Genomic DNA, 14,629 nt, shown 5'->3' with positions numbered 1-14,629 from the left:
CTCAAGATTGTTGTATCAACACGTTGACCGGAAACTCCGCCAGCACGGCGCTCAACAGCAACTCCTTTGAAGAGCTGACCGCCGCACTGGAGAAAAGTCCCGTCGAGTTGGCAGGTGACAAGGCAAACGGCAGTACCAGCCGGGTGTCGTCCCAGTTCTGCGCCGGAATCAACGGTGTAGTGGCCCCTCCGAGCAGGCTGCTGGCCAGGCGCGGGGCGACGACGATGGCGTGCTCGCCTTCCCCTTGGCGAGCAAAGGCAATGACCTTGTCAGCATGGCGGCCCTGTACGGTCAGTGGCAGGTAGGCACCGCGGCGGAACAGCTCGGCGTGGGCCTGGCGGCAGTCCAGCAGCCGCGCGATCAAGGCCTGTTTGACGCGGCCGTCGCGCCAGTGGGCCAACAGCTCGGCGGCCGGCGTGGCGTCGTCCAGCGTGCGACGCCTCAAAGCGTAGTCCACGGCGCGGCGGTTGTCCGGGTCGACCAGGCTGAAGTCCCAGTATTCGTTACCCTGGTACAGGTCGGGCACACCGGGTGTGGTCATGCGCAACAGGGCCTGGACCAAGCCATTGAGAGCGCCGGGGCAGGCCAGCAGCTGCGCCGCGTCGGCCAGCGACTTGCGCAGTTGCTGGTTCTCGCTGTCCAGCAGCAGGCCGTGGAGGTAATGAGCGCAGGCGCCTTCGTAGGCCTCGTTCGGCGCGCTCCAGCTACTGCGCAGCTTGGCCTCGCGCAGGGCCTTCTGCTGCCACTGGCGAACACGCTCGGCGTAGTGACGCAGGGCATTGTCGTCGTGCAGGTCGAGGTCCAAGGGCCAACTGCCGAGCAGGGTTTGTAGCAGCATCAACTCGTCGCCGGGGCTGGGTGCCAGCCCGTCGTCCAACTGCGCGCGCAGGGGGGCGGCCAGCTCCCGCCAATGCTCCACCCGGCTGGCCAGCCACGTGCCGCGCTCGCTGAGTACGGCCAGGCGTGCACGTGTGTCTTCGCCACGCTTGTGGTCGTGGGTGGCGGTGGTCAGCAGGTTGTCGGGGAAATCGCGCAGGCGCCGCTGGGCCTCGTTGTGGAAATGCATGGGCGGGGCACTGAAGCGCTCTGCCTCGAAGCCCACGTCGTTACGCGACAGCAGCCTGGCGCTGCGGTAGAAGGCGGTGTCTTCCACGGCTTTGGCGGCGCTGGGCGCAGTCAACTGCTGGAAGCGCACGCAGGCGTGGCGCAGTTGCTTGCGGGCACGCCCCGGTGGCAGGTGCCGCCAGGCTTGCCCGCCCAGCCACCGCTCAAGTTGGTCCAGTAGCGGCCAGTCAGCTTCGGCAAGGTCTTGGCGAGCGTTGGTCAGCGCCTGCTGGAAGAACCCTTCGTCCTGCGCCGGGCGCCCGCAGGCATTGAAGTAGGTACGGTACACCGGGTAATGCGCCACCAACGCCTGCAAGGCCCGGCGAATTGCGCCGAGGGTCAGGTCACGGGTCATCAGGTCGTTGCGCGCGACCTGTAACAGTGCCTGGGCCACCGATTCGCAGTCACCGGCCAGGCTGGCGTTGAGCACCAGGTGACGGGCCTGGCGCACTTCTTCGGGGAAGTCCGGGCGCTCGCTGACGTTGCTCCACAGCTCGCTCAGCGGCGCCTGGCCGGCCGGGTCATGCTGCAGCAGCGACACCTGGTTCATGAACTCGTAGCCGGTGGTGCCGTCGGTAAGCCAGTCGCGGTGCAGGTGCTCGTCGGCACCCAGGATCTTTTCCACGTACAGGGGGAAGTGCTCCAGCCCTGCATTCAGCGGCCGCCGCGCCAGCAGGCTATCAACCCGCCGGCGCAGTTTGCGGCAGTAGCCACGCGGGTCGGCAAGGCCGTCGATATGGTCGATGCGCAGGCCGTCCACCAGGCCGCGTTCGATCAGTTCGAACAGCTTGGCATGGGTGGCTTCGAACACCACGGCGCGCTCCACCCGCAGGCCGCCCAGCTCGTTGATGTCGAAGAAGCGCCGCCAGTTGATGTCGTCGGCGGCGGTGCGCCAGCTGGCCAGGCGGTAGGTCTGGCGCTCCAGCAACAGGTGCAGGCGCTTGAAGCCGGCCTCGCTGCGGCTGTCGAAGGCCACAAGGGCCGATTCGAGGTCGGCGCCATCGCGCACCAGACGTGCCAGTTCGGCTTGTAGCGGCAGGCTATCGGCCAGCGGGGTGGCTGAGTCGCCCAATGCCGTGAAGCGTTCGGCCAGAACCTTTAGCGCAGGCTCCGGGCTGAGCGCGAGAATCCAGCCGTAATCGACCGGACAGATCGGGAAACGATGCGCGTAATGGGCCACTTGCAGCAGCCCCTGCTGTTTGTCGAACTGCAGCGGTATCTCGCCATTCCTGAGCGCCACGCCGTAGTCGCTGCCGAGGAACGGCAACAGCAGCTGCCCGGCCAGCAGTGGGTCGCTGGAGTGCCACTGGATGTCGAAGAACGCTGCATACGGGCTGCGCCGTCCCCACGCCAGCAGGCTTTGCCACCAGGGGTTGTCGGCACCGCCCACGGCCATGTGGTTGGACACCGTGTCGAGGATCAGCCCCATGCCATGCTGGCGCAGGGCGGCGACCAGGCGCTCCAGCGCGGCCTCGCCGCCCAGCTCCGGGTTGACGCAGGTAGGGTCGACCACGTCGTAGCCATGGCGCGAGCCAGCGCGGGCTTTGAGGATGGGCGAGGCATACAGGTGGCTGATGCCCAGCTGGGCGAAATACGGCACCAGCGGCACGGCGTGATCGAGGGTGAAATCGCTGTGAAATTGCAGGCGCAGGGTCGCGGTCAGTGGCTTCATCGGTCACGCTCCCACGCTTGTTCGCGGGCCTGGGCCAGCAGTTCCAGGCGCCGTGCGGCGTCCTCGTCGTCGAGCAGTTCGCGGACCGGGCGGGCAAAGCGCCGCCGCCAGTTGGGATGGCCGTTGGTGGTGCCCGGCAGGTTGGGTTGCTCGTCGCAGCCCAGCAGGTCTTCCAACGGCACCAGCACCAGCGGTGCACGGGTATGGCCAACGAAGCGGATGGCCGCATCGATCAGGGCGTCGTTGTCCTTCAGTTCGCCGTAGTTGGCTTCCAGGATGCGGCGCAGGCCGTCGCGTTCTTTCTGACGCTCGTGTCGCCAGTGCAGTTCGGTAGCGGCGTCGATCAGTTGCAAACGGTGTCTCCAGTCGATGTCGCGGTTTGCCAGCCAGCCGGCCAGTGGCGCCAGGTCGTGGGTGCCGGTTGTGGCCAAGGCATTGTCGGGCCAGTCGAGAATCGGCTTGAACTGGCCCGGCTGGGTTTGCTCGAACGGCAGCACGCGCATGCCCAGCACGGCCTTTTCGGCCAGCTTTTCGCGCAGGCTGTCGGGCACGGTGCCCAGGTCTTCGCCAAGGATGATCGCCTGGTGACGCACCGACTCCAGCGCCAGCAGGCGCAGCAGGTCGTCTAGCGGGTAGTCGAGGTAGGCGCCTTCGCTGGGTTTGGCCCCTTGCGGGATCAGCCATAGCCGGCGCAGGCCCATCACATGGTCGATGCGCAGGCCGCCAGCGTGGGCGAGGTTGGCCCGCAGCATTTCGATGAAGGCGCGATAGCCATTGCGCTTGAGGCCCTCGGGCGAGAAGGCGCAAATACCCCAATCCTGCCCGATGTGGTTGAGGATGTCGGGCGGCGCACCCACGCTCAGGCCGGCCAGCAGTTCGTCCTGGCGGCTCCAGGCCTGGCTGCCGGCACCGTCGGCACCCACCGCCAGGTCGGCGATCAGGCCCACGGCCATCCCGTTGCTGCGGGCCGCTTCCTGGGCACGTTGCAGGCCACGTTCGGTCAGCCACTGGCAGAAGGCGTGGAACTCGACCTTGGCCGGGTAGGCGTTGGCTAAAGCCTCCACTTCCGGGTGGTAGGGGTCGTGCCAGGCTTTGGGCCAGTTGCGCCAGTCGGCACCGAGGCCGTGCTCCACCGCCTGGGCCTGCAGCACCTCGAAGCGGCAGTGGTGCTCCAGCGCCTGGCCGCCGGCTTCGCGGAAGCTGTCAAAATCTGTGCGTAGCGGGTGGTCGCCTTGGCTGAAACCCTGGTAAAGCGCTTCAAGCAAACGCAGCCGGGCGCTGGCGGCGCGTGGCCAGTCGACCAGAGGGCGTTGCTCCAGCTCTTCGAGTTGTTGCTCCAGCCCGCACGCTTCGATCGCCATGCGCACCTCCCGTTCACCCAGCAGGGCCGCGGGGCTGGTGTACAGGATGTTGAGCAGCAGGCGACTGGAAGGTGAGTAGGGGCTGTAGTGTTCCTGGTCCATGGCCGACAGGGCGTGAATCGGGCTGATAGCCAAGGCATCGGCGCCGCGCTCGGCGGCCGAGCGGGCCAACTGCTCCAGCGCCAGGCAGTCGCCGAAGCCACCGTCGCCGGGGCGGCGCAGGCTGTACAGCTGCACTGCCAGGCCCCAGCAGCGTGGTGGCGGCTGTTGCACCTTGTCTTCCAGGCTGTGGCAGCGTGTTGGCGCCACCGCCACGGTGAAGCGGCGGCTGTCGATTTCCACCTGGTGATAGCCGATGGGCAGCTCGCCGGGCAGGCGCGCCTGGTCATCGAGGCTGAGGGTGACCGAGGTGTGATCTTCCAGGGTGCAGTGGGCCACGCTGGCGGCACTGAAGTAGCGCGACAGCGCTAGCGGCTGGCCTAGGTCGGCGGTCAGCAAGGGCGGCAGGTGTTCGCTGTCTTCGGCGGTTTCCACCGCACGCAGGCTGTCGGCAACGGCCGCGTCGTCGCCGGCCGGGTGGCCAAGGCCTTCAAGGATGTTGCGCAGCACGTCGTCGCTGACACGCTGGGGCCTGGCATTGGCGTCAATCCAGTCGCGGTTCAGCCCGACGCTGGTTGCCAGACGATGCAGGGCAGTTTCGCTCATGGGCGCTCCTGGGCAGGGGGAAGCAGGCTGACCACGCAGCTGTACGCAGCCAGGTGGGTATCCGGATGGCGGGTGTCGCTGCTGTCGAACAGCCGAGTGGATGGCGCGGGCAGTTCGACCGCCTGCGGGGTGCCGGCCAGGTTCAGGTCGATGCGCAGCGTGTTGCCATTGCCCAGCCGCCAGCGCGCGGTCAGCGCTTTGTCAGCGTGCACCTCGGCGCCGAGGGCACGGCTGCCGGGCAAGTGCGGGATGACATGGCGGCGGCGCAGGTCGAGCAGTTGCTGGTAAAGGCCATGCCAGCCGGCGATCACCGCCTTGTTATGCGGGCGTGAAGAGGCGAACGTCTGTTCGGCGTTGGGGTCGGGAATGTGCTCACGCTGCTTGGGGTCGGCGAACGCGCTGAAGTGGGCGAATTCGCCACGACGGCCTTCGCGTACCGCGTCGGCCAGCGCGTCATGGAAGTCGGTAAAAAACAGGAACGGCTGGCAACTGCCGGCTTCGTCGCCCATGAACAACAGCGGGATCATCGGTGCCAGCAGCAACAGGCCGGTGGCTGCACGCAAGGCTGGCGCGGGGCACAGGCGGGTCAGGCGCTCACCCAGCGCGCGGTTGCCGATCTGGTCGTGGTTCTGCAGGAACAACACGAAGGCGCTGGGCGGTAAATGCCCGCTGGGTTTACCGCGTGGTTTGCCATGCCGGTTGGCCTGGCCCTGGAACACGAAACCTTCGCCAAGGCACCGTGCCAGTTGGTCGATGGGGCGATGCCGGTAGTCGGCATAGTAGCCTTCGGTTTCACCAGTCAGCAGCACGTGCAGGGCATTGTGGCCGTCATCGTTCCACTGGGCGTCGTAACCCTGTTCCAGCAGCTCCGCCTGGTTGTGCTCGTTCTCCAGCACCAGCCACACGTGCCGGCCCGGTTCTATGGCGGCGCGCACCCGTTGGGCCAGCTCGATCAAAAAATCGGGCTGGTCGATGGCATGCACGGCATCCAGGCGCAGGCCGTCGCAGCGGTAGTCGCACAGCCACATCAGGGCGTTCTGGATAAAGTACTCGCGCACCTGCGGGCGGCGAAAGTCGATGGCCGCGCCCCAGGGTGTCTGCCGGTCTTCACGGAAGAACGGGCTAGCGTACTGGTGCAGGTAATTGCCGTCGGGGCCGAAGTGGTTGTACACCACATCGACCAGCACCATCAGCCCGTGGCTGTGGGCCTGGTCGACCAGTGCGCACAGTTGCTCGGGGCTGCCGTAGGTGTTCTGTGGGGCGTAAGGCAGTACGCCGTCGTAGCCCCAGTTGCGTTCGCCAGGGAACTGCCCCAGCGGCATCAATTCGATCGCGCTGATGCCCAGTTCGGCCAGGCGCGGCAATTGCCTGGCAACCCCGGCGTAACCCCCGAGCAGGCCAACATGCACCTCCTGGATCACGGCCTCATGCCAAGGCCGGCCTTGCCACGGGTGCTGCCAGGCATAACCGGCCACATCCACGACCTGGCTCGGCCCGTGTACGCCGTCGGGTTGGTAGCGCGAGGCCGGGTCGGCCACCTGCAGCTCACCGTCGATACGGTAGTGGTAACGGTCACCGGCCTGGCATGGCGCCACGCCGCTGTACCAGCCCTCATCATCCGGCAGCAATTCGATGGCCGGCTGCCGCTCCAGTTCCACGCTCACGCTGCGCGCATCCGGCGCCCAGAGGGCGAAGCGCGCCGACGTGGCGTCCAGCAAGTGTGCGCCATGTCTGTGCATCTTCTGACCCCCGCTCAGTAGTGGCTCAGCTGTGCCTGCTTGACCAGGTCCTCGTACAGGCGGGCGTAGGGTTCAACCGCCTGGCACCAGTTGAACGGCTGGGTCATCGACAGGCAGCGCATGGCGTTCAGCAGGTCCTTCTTGCCATATACATAAAAGGCGCGGCTGAGTGCCTGGCGGTAGCTCTCGACGGTAGACTCGTTGAACAGGAAGCCTGTTACGCCGCACTCGATGGTGTCGGCCAGGCCGCCGGTATTGCGTGCCACCGGCAGCGAGCCGAAGCGTTGCGCGTACATCTGGCTGAGGCCGCACGGCTCGTAGCGCGACGGCATCAGCAGGAAATCGCTGCCGGCGAACATGCGCCGGGCATCGGTTTCATTGAAGCCGATACGCACACCGATGCGGCCCGGGTGACGCAGCGCCAGCTCGCGCATGGCCTGTTCCTCTTCCGGTTCGCCGCGGCCGATGATCGCAATCTGCCCGCCCTGCTCGACGATGTAGTCGGCCACGCCCAGGGTCAGGTCCAGGCCCTTTTGATAGACCAGCCGCGACACCACGGCGAATAACGGGCCTTCGGAATCCTCCAGGCCGAACAGCTCACGTACCTCCTGGGTGTTGCGCGCTTTGCCCTCCCAGTCGTTGATGCTGAAGTTGTGCTGCAGGTGCTTGTCGGTGGCCGAGTCCCAGCTTTCGTCGATGCCGTTGGGGATGCCACCGAGCAGGCCTTGCTGGGCCTTGCTGGCGAGGAAGCCGTCCAGGCCGCAACCGAATTCCGGGGTGGTGATTTCCCGGGCGTAGGTGGCGCTGACTGTGGTGATGTGGCTGGAGTAGGCCAGCCCGGCCTTGAGGAACGACAGCTTGCCGTAGAACTCCATGCCTTCTTGCTGCATGGCATGTTCGGGTATCGCCAGCTCCGGGCTGCAGCCGCGGCTGTACACACCTTGGTACGCCAGGTTGTGGATGGTGAACAACGTGGGCGTATTCAGGCCGCGCCAGTGCATGTAGGCCGGGGCCAGGCCGGCGGGCCAGTCATGCGCGTGCACCACTTCCGGCGTCCAGTGGATCTTGCCTTCGCCAGCAGCGATTTCGGCAGCAGCCAGGCCCAGGCGGGCAAAGCGGATGTGGTTGTCGGGCCAGTCGCGGCCATTGTTGGCACCATAGGGTGTGCCGTCGCGCTGGTACAGTTCGGGGCAGATCAACACATAGATGACCAGGCCGTCGGCCATGTCCATGCGGCCGATCTTGCATGGCGGCAGGGCCGCATGGCCGCCCAGCTCACCCACGATATGTATCGGGTTGTCGCTTTCCATTACCTGGCGGTAGCCGGGGATAAGTACCCGCACATCGTGCAGGTGCGCCAGGGCACGGGGCAGGGCAGCGGACACGTCACCCAGGCCGCCGGTTTTCACCAGGTCGGCGATTTCCGAAGTCACGAACAGAATCTTGCGCATGTTCGGGTTGTGCTGGCGCTGGGCGCCCGGTGCCTTGCCTGTCGTGGCGAAATCCGGGGTGAGCGGCTCGCGGTTATCCGGTTTGAAAGCGTCTACGTGAGGCTCGACAGCGGCACTGATCATACTTCTCTCCGTCCCTATGCTTGGTCGGGTGCTGGCACCCGTGGCGATGTTTCGTGCTGGTTCTCTCTAGTTTGAATCTGCTTAGTGCGTTCCATGCCCCAGGGTCGTGCGCGCAGGCACTACGCGATCAGCATTCCGGCCGAAGGCGCTTGGACTGGTTGGGGGGTGTGGGCCGGGGATCGGGAATAGCCCAATGCGCCTGGCCTACTTATATTCATGACCTGCCGGGTTTCCTGAAAGTTCGACATTTTTGGGGTCACTCTTCCGTTGAGCAAATGGCGGGCCGAAAACCGAGTGTAGGAGAGAAAGTGATAAAAAGGTGACCCACTGGTCACTATTGTTATGTGCGTAATAGACGCAAACGTTGGCGTTTGTGACGGGGTGGGAAAAGGGGTGGGCGAGCGTGGGGCAAAGGGTTTTCGAGCTGCGCCAAATTGTGGCTCGCTACGTACAATGCACCTTTTTGGGGCGTAAGGGTGAGGGCAGCTTTATGCTGCGAAGCGGTTGGATGGGCGGAAAATGCTGCTTTCAATACAGGCGCTTTCGGGCACTAGCCTGCTCCGGTTGCCCGGCAGGGTTCCAAGAGGGCGACTGGATTGAGGAGCAGACGGGTGGGAGCCATGCAGCTCCCACAGGCGGCAAGGGGATCGATCAGAGGCTGACAGCTTTATCGCCAGCGCGCTGTTGCGCCAGCAGCAGGTTCAACTGGGCGACCTGCTCGCGGAGTTGGTCACGTTCGTCCTTCAGTTTACGCAACTCATCACGGCGCACGGAGACATAGAGGGTCTGGGGTGGAGTTGCTGGCATCAATGTACCCATGAGCACACCTCGCGGTTTTGGCTGGTGACAAGTCAAAGCGTAGACGCTTCACGCGGGGCGCATTTTGAATTCTTTCGCAGGCCTTGGGAACTTTTTTGTATATCGTGGTCTTGCCGTTCGTCGCTGAACCCTCGGGCGGCATGCTGGACTAATCTGAAAAGCTGGACTACGTCGTCATCCATTTCGAAAGGGAGTATTGGCTCATGCAACTGGGAATCGTCGGGCTGGGCCGTATGGGCGGCAATATCGCAAGGCGCCTGATGCGCGCCGGCCATCGCACCGTGGTGCACGACCGCAACCGCGAAGCCATCACCGGCCTGGAGGGCGAGGGCGCCCAGGGCGCGCACGACCTCGGTGCACTGGTGCAAAAGCTGAAAGCACCGCGCGCGGTATGGGTGATGCTGCCGGCTGGCGACCCCACCGAGCAGACCATCGCCCAACTGGCCGAATTGCTGGAGCCGGGCGATGCGATCATCGACGGCGGCAACACCTTCTACAAGGACGACATGCGCCGCGCTGCAGAGCTGGCCAAGCGCGGCCTGCATTATCTGGACGTCGGAACTTCCGGCGGTGTATGGGGCCTCGACCGCGGCTACTGCATGATGATCGGCGGCGAAAAGGACGTGTTCGAGCGCCTGGAACCGCTGTTCAAGGCGCTGGCGCCGGGCGTGGGCGATATCCCGCGTACCCATGGCCGCAGCGGCGAGCACCAGCGTGCCGAACACGGCTACATCCACGCCGGCCCACCCGGCGCCGGGCACTACGTTAAAATGGTGCATAACGGCATCGAGTACGGCCTGATGCAGGCCTATGCCGAAGGCTTCGACCTGCTGCGCAGCAAAGGCGGCAATGAGCTGCCGGAAGACCAGCGCTTCGACCTGAACGTGGCCGAAATTGCCGAAGTGTGGCGTCGCGGCAGCGTGGTGACCTCGTGGCTGCTCGACCTCACTGCCGATGCGCTGGTGGCCGACCCGCAGCTGTCGCAATTCAGTGGATCGGTGTCCGACAGTGGCGAAGGCCGCTGGACCATCGACGCCGCCGTCGAGCAGGCGGTGCCGGTGCCGGTGTTGTCCAGCGCACTGTTCGCGCGCTTCCGTTCGCGCCAGCAACAGGGCACCTACGGTGACAAGATCCTCTCGGCCATGCGCCTGGGCTTCGGTGGCCACATCGAGAAGAAAGGCGAATGACTACACAGACCACCGCGTCCGCCCCCCCTTGTACGCTGTTCCTGTTCGGCGCCAATGGCGACCTGGTCAAGCGCCTGCTGATGCCCGCGCTGTACAACCTCAGCCGTGACGGTTTGCTGGACCGTAACCTGCGCATCGTCGGCGTTGACCATAACCCGGCCAGCGCCGAAGAATTCGCCGCGCGCCTGCACGCGTTCATGGTCGAGCGCGACAAAGGAAGCGAGGGCAGCGCCAAGTGCCTGGACGAGAAGCTATGGGCCCGCCTGGCCAAGCGCCTGGATTATCAGACGGGCGACTTTCTCGATCCGGCCACCTACCAGGCCCTGGCCAGGCGCATCGACAAGACCAGCCACGGCAATGCCATTTTCTATCTGGCCACGTCGCCGCGCTTCTTCCCCGAGGTGGCGCAGCGCCTGGGGCAGGCCGGCCTGCTGGACGAGTCTGCCGGCGGTTTTCGCCGGGTGGTGGTTGAAAAACCGTTCGGCACTGACCTGGCCAGCGCCGAGGCGCTCAACGCCTGCCTGCTGAAGGTGATGGGCGAGCGGCAGATCTACCGCATCGACCATTACCTGGGCAAAGAGACGGTGCAGAATATTCTGGTCAGCCGCTTTTCCAACGGCTTGTTCGAATCGTTCTGGAACAATCACTACATCGATCACGTGCAGATCACCGCAGCGGAAACCGTCGGTGTCGAGACCCGTGGTGCCTTCTATGACAGCACCGGCGCCCTGCGCGACATGGTGCCCAACCACCTGTTCCAGCTGCTGGCGATGGTGGCCATGGAGCCGCCGGCCGCGTTCGGCGCCGATGCGGTGCGCGGTGAAAAGGCCAAGGTGGTCGGCGCTATCCGCCCATGGTCGGCAAAAATGGCCCTGAAAAACTCCGTGCGAGGCCAGTACAGTGCCGGCAAGCAGGGGCGCAAGCCGTTGCCAGGCTACCGCCAGGAGGCCAACGTCGCGCCGGATAGCCAGACCGAGACCTACGTGGCGCTGAAGGTGATGATCGACAACTGGCGCTGGGCCGGCGTGCCGTTCTACCTGCGCACCGGCAAGCGCATGAGTGTGCGTGACACCGAGATTGCCATCTGCTTCAAGCCCGCGCCGTATGCGCAGTTTCGCGAGTCGGAGCTGGAGCGGCCCAAGCCCAACTACCTGAAAATCCAGATCCAGCCCAATGAAGGCATGTGGTTCGACCTGCAAGCCAAACGGCCCGGGCCGGAACTGGTGATGGAGAATGTCGAGTTGGGCTTTGCCTACAAGGACTTCTTCAAGATGACCCCGGCCACTGGCTACGAGACGCTGATCTATGACTGCCTGACCGGTGACCAGACCCTGTTCCAGCGGGCAGACAACATCGAGAACGGCTGGCGGGCGGTGCAGCCGTTTCTCGATGCCTGGGCCCAGGGCGGCGAAGTGCATGAGTACTCGGCTGGCGAGGACGGGCCGGAGGCCGGCAATGAATTGCTGGCCCGCGACAAGCGCGAGTGGCACCGGTTGGGGTGAGAGGTTTGCAAGCCTGTGCCGGCCGTTTCGCGGGCAAGCCCGCTCCTACAGGGAATTCCATTTCCCTCAGGCACCTGCGAAGAGGCCAGCACAGGCAACCACACAAAGGAGACCCAATGCCTGCCCATATCGAAGACTACGCCCTGCTGGGCAACTGCCGTAGTGCGGCGCTGGTCAGCCGCGATGGCTCGCTGGACTGGCTGTGCCTGCCACGTTTCGACGCCCCCGCCGTGTTCGCGGCCCTGTTGGGCAATGAAGAAAACGGCCGCTGGCGCCTGGCCCCTTGCGACCCGGTAGCGCACAGCAGCCGCCAGTACCTGGGCGACACCCTGGTGCTGGAAACCACCTGGGTGACCGCAAGCGGTCGTGCCCGGGTGCTCGACTTCATGCCTTTGGGCGAGGTCAATTCGGTGGTGCGCATCGTCGAAGGCTTGTCTGGCGAAACCAGTTTCGAAATGGACCTGGTCATGCGCTTCGACTACGGCCGCAGCGTGCCCTGGGTGGAACGGCTCGACCCACTGACCCTCAGCGCCGTCGCCGGCCCTGACCGGCTGATCCTGTGCAGCACCGTGCCCCCGCAAGCCCGCGACTACCATACCGGCTGCCGCTTTCGCGTCAGCACGGGCCAGCGCCAGGTCTTCAGCCTGCGCCACCAGCCCTCGCACTTGCCGGTGCAGCCCGACTGCGACATCGACCAAGCCTTGGCGAACACCTGCGAGCAATGGCAGGCCTTCGCCGACCGCTGCCCGCAGGTAGGGCCATATACCGCCCTGGTGCGCCGTTCGCTGCTCACCCTCAAGGCCATGACCTACGCCCCCACTGGCGGTATTGTCGCAGCCGTCACCACGTCGCTGCCCGAGCGTGTGGGTGGCGAGCGCAACTGGGACTACCGCTTCTGTTGGCTGCGCGACGCGACCATGACCCTGCTGGCCTTCATGAACCTTGGCTATTTCGACGAAGCCCAGGCTTGGCGCGAGTGGCTGCTGCGCTCGGTGGCCGGCAACCCCGAGCAGATGCAGATCATGTATGGCCTGGCCGGCGAGCGCGACCTGCAGGAGTACACCTTGCCGTGGCTGGTCGGTTATGAGCATTCACAGCCGGTGCGGGTGGGCAACGCCGCCTCGGCGCAGACGCAGCTGGACATCTATGGCGAACTGGCCGATGCGATGACCCAGGCGATCAAGGGCGGGTTGCCCCGCCACCCGCGCAGCGCCGCCATTTCGCGCTTGATACTGCCTTATGTCGAACGTATCTGGCGCGAGCCGGACGAAGGCATCTGGGAAATGCGCGGCGGCCGACAGCAGTTCGTGCACTCCAAAGTGATGGCCTGGGTCGCCTTCGACCGCGCCGCAGGGCTGGCCGACACCACAGAAGAAGACCAAGAGCGCGGGCAGCATTATCGCCAGGTAGCTGACGAGATTCACCGCGAAGTGTGCGAGCGCGGCCTGGACGCCAGCGGCCGGTTCTTCGTCCAGGCCTATGGTTCGACCGAAATGGACGCCAGCCTGCTGCAGATCGCCCTGACCGGCTTCCTGCCGGCGGATGACCCACGCTTCATGCGCACCCTCGAACAGATCGAACAACGTCTGATGAAGAACGGCCTGCTGCTGCGCTATGACAGTGACAGCTGCAGCGACGGCCTGACGCCGGGAGAGGGCACCTTCCTGGTGTGTTCGTTCTGGCTGGCGGACGTTTATGTATTGCTGGGGCGCCAGGCCAAAGCCGAAGCGCTTTACCAACACCTGGCCGGCCTGTGCAACGACCTTGGCCTGCTGGCCGAACAGTACGACCCGGCCGGCCAGCGCATGCTCGGCAACTTCCCCCAGGCCTTCAGCCAGATAGGCATCATCAACACCGCGCTGAATCTGCACCGCGCACAGTGCCCGGCGCGCGACCGGGCGCGTTGTGGGTAGCGAATGAGTGGGGCGACTGCCTTGACCGGAGTAGACTAGGCCAAACACCCTTCGGCACGGAGCACACATGGGCATTCGCGGTACTGACCGGCAAATCGACAACATCGAGTTCAATGTCAGCGACATTTCACGGAGCAAGGCCTTCTATGGCAGCGTGTTTGGTTGGGCGTTCACCGACTACGGGCCGACCTACACCGAGTTCAGTGATGGCCGGTTGACGGGTGGCTTCACCACGGGTGAGCCGGTGCGTCCGGGTGGGCCGCTGGTTATCTTGTACGCCGACGACCTGGCGGCCACGCAGCAGCGGATCGAAGCCGCCGGGGCGAAAATCAGCCGGGCGACCTTTGCCTTTCCCGGCGGGCGGCGTTTTCATTTCATTGACCCGGACGGTTATGAACTGGCGGTGTGGACGGCCCAAGCCTGATGGCCAATCACAAGATCGAAATCCGCCGACGCAATATCGAAAAAATCCTGCAAGCGGCGGAAAAGGTGTTTGCCGAGAAGGGCTATGGCGCCACCTCGATGGGGGATATCGCAGAGCAGGCTGAGTTGCCACGCTCCAACCTGCATTATTACTTCAGCACCAAGGACGAGCTGTTCCGCGCGGTGCTGCAGGACCTGCTGGATGTGTGGAAGCAGGACGCCCTGTGCTTCGAGAACTTCGACGATCCGCGTGTGGTGCTGACCAGCTACATCCGGGCGAAGATGGGCCATTCGCGCTCGCGGCCGCTGGGCTCGAAAATCTGGGCCGAAGAGATGCTGCACGGCGCGCCGGTGCTGGGGGTTAACCTCGACGAAAGCCTGGTGCCTTGGGCGAAGATGAAAGAAGCCAAGATCCGCAGCTGGGTGGAAGAGGGGCGCATCCTGCCGGTGGAGCCGTCGGCGCTGCTGTACATGATCTGGGCCTCGACCCAGCATTACGCCGACTTCGGTTACCAGGTGCAGTTGCTGAACGGCGGCGAGATGCTGTCGGACATGGCGTTCGAGAGTGCCGTGCAGACGGTGACCAGCGTGATCTTGCGGGGGATAGGGCTGGCGCCGTGAACCGGCGAT

General features: G+C 65.0%; 10 protein-coding genes. 5 read left to right on the top strand and 5 right to left on the bottom strand.

Translation table 11 applies throughout. From position 1 onward, the window contains the following. Position 1: 1 nt before the first annotated feature. The 5 genes from J3A98_RS14910 to J3A98_RS14890 all read right to left on the bottom strand — a co-directional run bounded on the left by J3A98_RS14910 (position 2) and on the right by J3A98_RS14890 (position 8,974). Positions 2–2,776: a malto-oligosyltrehalose synthase gene (locus J3A98_RS14910; RefSeq protein ID WP_209967074.1), complete on the bottom strand. Its 2,775-nt coding sequence runs from the start codon at positions 2,774–2,776 to the stop codon at positions 2–4. Continuing rightward, positions 2,773–4,842 carry a 4-alpha-glucanotransferase gene (gene malQ / locus J3A98_RS14905; RefSeq protein ID WP_209967072.1) on the bottom strand — a complete coding sequence of 690 codons (2,070 nt, stop codon included), beginning with the start codon at positions 4,840–4,842 and terminating at the stop codon, positions 2,773–2,775. The genes J3A98_RS14910 and malQ overlap by 4 nt, the downstream gene beginning before the upstream one ends. Continuing rightward, on the bottom strand, positions 4,839–6,581 hold the full coding sequence (gene treZ / locus J3A98_RS14900) for a malto-oligosyltrehalose trehalohydrolase (protein WP_209967071.1): 1,743 nt from the start codon (positions 6,579–6,581) through the stop codon (positions 4,839–4,841). Before treZ ends, malQ begins: the two co-directional genes overlap by 4 nt. A gap of 14 nt (positions 6,582–6,595) precedes the next feature. Beyond that, positions 6,596–8,155 (bottom strand): glycogen synthase GlgA, encoded by a 1,560-nt coding sequence (gene glgA, locus J3A98_RS14895; protein ID WP_209967069.1) that lies wholly within the window; start codon positions 8,153–8,155, stop codon positions 6,596–6,598. 651 nt (positions 8,156–8,806) lie between these two features. Next, positions 8,807–8,974 (bottom strand): DUF6026 family protein, encoded by a 168-nt coding sequence (locus J3A98_RS14890; RefSeq protein WP_176682250.1) that lies wholly within the window; start codon positions 8,972–8,974, stop codon positions 8,807–8,809. Positions 8,975–9,177: 203 nt separating this feature from the next. Here J3A98_RS14890 and gnd point away from each other — a divergent pair, with 203 nt between their 5' ends. The 5 genes from gnd to J3A98_RS14865 all read left to right on the top strand — a co-directional run bounded on the left by gnd (position 9,178) and on the right by J3A98_RS14865 (position 14,620). Further along, a complete protein-coding gene (gene gnd / locus J3A98_RS14885) occupies positions 9,178–10,161 on the top strand; it encodes a phosphogluconate dehydrogenase (NAD(+)-dependent, decarboxylating) (RefSeq protein ID WP_176682251.1) in 984 nt (327 codons plus the stop codon). After that, entirely contained in the window at positions 10,158–11,663 is a 1,506-nt protein-coding gene (gene zwf, locus J3A98_RS14880; RefSeq protein ID WP_176682252.1) for a glucose-6-phosphate dehydrogenase, read from the top strand. Before gnd ends, zwf begins: the two co-directional genes overlap by 4 nt. Before the next feature lie 116 nt (positions 11,664–11,779). Then, positions 11,780–13,576, top strand: coding sequence for a glycoside hydrolase family 15 protein (locus J3A98_RS14875; RefSeq protein ID WP_209967067.1), 1,797 nt, complete (start codon positions 11,780–11,782; stop codon positions 13,574–13,576). A 67-nt stretch (positions 13,577–13,643) separates the two neighbouring features. Beyond that, positions 13,644–14,000, top strand: coding sequence for a VOC family protein (locus J3A98_RS14870; protein ID WP_209967064.1), 357 nt, complete (start codon positions 13,644–13,646; stop codon positions 13,998–14,000). After that, positions 14,000–14,620 carry a TetR/AcrR family transcriptional regulator gene (locus J3A98_RS14865; RefSeq protein ID WP_176682254.1) on the top strand — a complete coding sequence of 207 codons (621 nt, stop codon included), beginning with the start codon at positions 14,000–14,002 and terminating at the stop codon, positions 14,618–14,620. Before J3A98_RS14870 ends, J3A98_RS14865 begins: the two co-directional genes overlap by 1 nt. Positions 14,621–14,629: the final 9 nt, after the last annotated feature.

The organism is Pseudomonas sp. BP6 (genome assembly GCF_017875935.1).
Taxonomy (GTDB): Bacteria; Pseudomonadota; Gammaproteobacteria; order Pseudomonadales; family Pseudomonadaceae; genus Aquipseudomonas; species Aquipseudomonas putida_Y.
The sequence above is the reverse complement of the archived record's forward strand: the minus strand, read 5'-3'. Positions and strand labels throughout refer to the sequence as shown.